We start from the raw sequence: 2,525 nt of genomic DNA, 5'->3' as shown, positions 1-2,525 counted from the left end.
TGGCTGTTCCGCGAGCAACTCGTCCAGGCCCGTGCAATCAACAATCTGTTCGCCCGTTTCGACAAGCATCTCTCCAGGTCCGGGTATCTCGCCAAGGGTGGGCAGATCGTGGATGCCACTCTGATCGCAGCCCCGAAACAGCGCAACAATGATGGCGAAAGGGCTGCGATCAAGGCTGGCAAGACAGCCGACGAGATCTGGCCTGACCAGCCCGCCAAGGCGGCGCAGAAGGATACGGATGCAAGGTGGACAGTGAAGTTCTCCAAGGCCAGGCCTGATGCTGACGGCATGGTGCGCCAGCGCGACATCGCAATTCCGGCATTCGGCTACAAGAATCATGCCTCGATTGATCGACATGGTGGCTTCATTCGCGGCTGGACGGTGACGAGCGCATCGGCCCATGACGGCGCGCAACTCCGCAACGTCCTGAACCGTGAGAACACCGGTTCGATAGTCTGGGCCGATACCGCCTACCGGTCGAAGGCGAACGAAGCCTGGCTGGAAAAGAATGGCTATGTCAGCGACATCCATCAGAAGAAACCGAAGGGCAAACCGATGAGCGAGGCTACCTCAAGGGCGAATGGCCGGCGCTCGAAGGTCCGCACCTTTGTCGAGCATGTCTTTGCCCGCCAGAAGGCACAAATGCGGCTCTTCATCAGAACCATCGGCATCGAACGGGCGCGAGTGAAGATCGGCGTGGCCAACATCGCCTACAATCTCACCCGCTATGTCTGGCATGAGGGGAGAAGTGCGCCTGCATGACGGAAAACCGATCTCAGGCGAGCCGGAAACATCGGAAATAGCAGGCAAGAAGAAGGCCCGCTGGCGCCAGACTTCTGGTCACGCCGCGCCGAAATATCCCCGATCCACTCGTTCAGCCGAAACTACCCGGTAAATCGAAGTATCCAGGTGCCGCGCGACCGGGAGGGGACGTTCGATCCCAAGCTGATCGCGCGATACCAGCGCCGGTTTCCCGGCTTCGACGGCAAAATCATCTCGATGTATGCCCGCGGCATGAGCGTGCGCGAGATCCAGGGGCATCTTCAGGAGATCTATGGCCTCGATGTCTCGCCTGACCTGATCTCGACGATTATGGATGCGGTGCTGGAGACGGTAACGGAATGGCAGAACCGGCCGCTCGAACGCTGCTATCCTCTGATCTTTTTCGACGCCATGCGCGTGAAGATCAGGGATGAAGGATTGGTGCGCAACAAGGCCGTCTATCTGGCGCTCGGCATCCAGTCTGACGGCACCAAGGACATCCTCGGCATCTGGATCGAGACGTCGGAGGGCGCGAAGTTCTGGCTGCGTGTCATGAACGAACTGAAGAACCGTGGCGTCGAAGACATTCTCATCGCGATCGTCGACGGCCTGAAGGGCTTTTCCGAGGCGATCAACGCGGCGTTTCCGGCGACGATCGTGCAAACATGCGTCGTTCACCTCATCCGGCACAGTCTGGACTTCGTATCCTGGAAAGACCGCAAGCCGGTCGTTCCCGCGCTCCGCGAGATTTACCGCGCGGCCGATGTCGAGGCGGGCATGCGTGCGCTTCTGGCCTTCGAGGCCGGGCCATGGGGGCACAAATATCCGGCCATCGCCCAGAGCTGGCATCGCAACTGGACGCCTCGATTTACCGGGTAGTTTTGGCTGAACGAGTGGATCGGGGGTATTTCGGCGCGGCGTGACCAGAAGTCTGGCGCCAGCGGGCCTTCTTCTTGCCTGCTATTTCCGATGTTTCCGGCTCGCCTGAGATCGGTTTTCCGTCATGCAGGCGCACTTCTCCCCTCATGCCAGACATAGCGGGTGAGATTGTAAGCGATGTTGGCCACGCCGATCTTCACTCGCGCCCGTTCGATGCCGATGGTTCTGATGAAGAGCCGCATTTGTGCCTTCTGGCGGGCGAAGACATGCTCGACAAAGGTGCGGACCTTCGAGCGCCGGCCATTCGCCCTTGAGGTAGCCTCGCTCATCGGACGGCCCTTCGGCTTGCTGTGGTGGATATCGCTGACATAGCCATTCTTTTCCAGCCAGGCTTCGTTCGCCTTCGACCGGTAGGCGGTATCGGCCCAGACTGTCGAACCGGTGTTCTCACGGTTCAGAACATTGCGGAGTTGCGCGCCGTCATGGGCCGATGCGCTCGTCACCGTCCAGCCGCGAATGAAGTCACCATGTCGATCAATCGAGGCATGGTTCTTGTAGCCGAATGCCGGAATTGCGATGTCGCGCTGACGCACCATGCCGTCAGCATCAGGCCTGGCCTTGGAGAACTTCACTGTCCACCTTGCATCCGTATCCTTCTGCGCCGCCTTGGCGGGCTGGTCAGGCCAGATCTCGTCGGCTGTCTTGCCAGCCTTGATCGCAGCCTTTTAGCCATCATTGTTGCGCTGTTTCGGGGCTGCGATCAGCGTGGCATCCACGATCTGCCCACCCTTGGCGAGATACCCGGACCTGGAGAGATGCTTGTCGAAACGGGCGAACAGATTGTTGATTGCACGGGCCTGGACGAGTTGCTCGCGGAACAGCCA

2 protein-coding genes and 1 pseudogene are annotated in these 2,525 nt (G+C 59.8%); 2 read left to right on the top strand and 1 reads right to left on the bottom strand.

The features are described 5' to 3' along the window. The coding region (locus tag CSC94_RS23820; protein WP_099308847.1) for a transposase at nucleotides 1-762 on the top strand (762 nt) is incomplete at its 5' end. A 138-nt stretch (nucleotides 763-900) separates the two neighbouring features. Further along, nucleotides 901-1,620 (top strand): annotated as a pseudogene (locus tag CSC94_RS23815) (IS256 family transposase); the annotation flags it as partial. A gap of 143 nt (nucleotides 1,621-1,763) precedes the next feature. Here CSC94_RS23815 and CSC94_RS23810 read toward each other — a convergent pair. Next, nucleotides 1,764-2,273, bottom strand: a complete 510-nt coding sequence (locus CSC94_RS23810) for a transposase (RefSeq protein WP_245408477.1) — start codon at nucleotides 2,271-2,273, stop codon at nucleotides 1,764-1,766. Between the last annotated feature and the right edge of the window lie 252 nt (nucleotides 2,274-2,525).

This window comes from Zhengella mangrovi (assembly GCF_002727065.1).
In the GTDB taxonomy this organism is placed as follows: Bacteria; Pseudomonadota; Alphaproteobacteria; order Rhizobiales; family Rhizobiaceae; genus Zhengella; species Zhengella mangrovi.
This window is presented reverse-complemented; position numbering and strand designations above follow the sequence as displayed.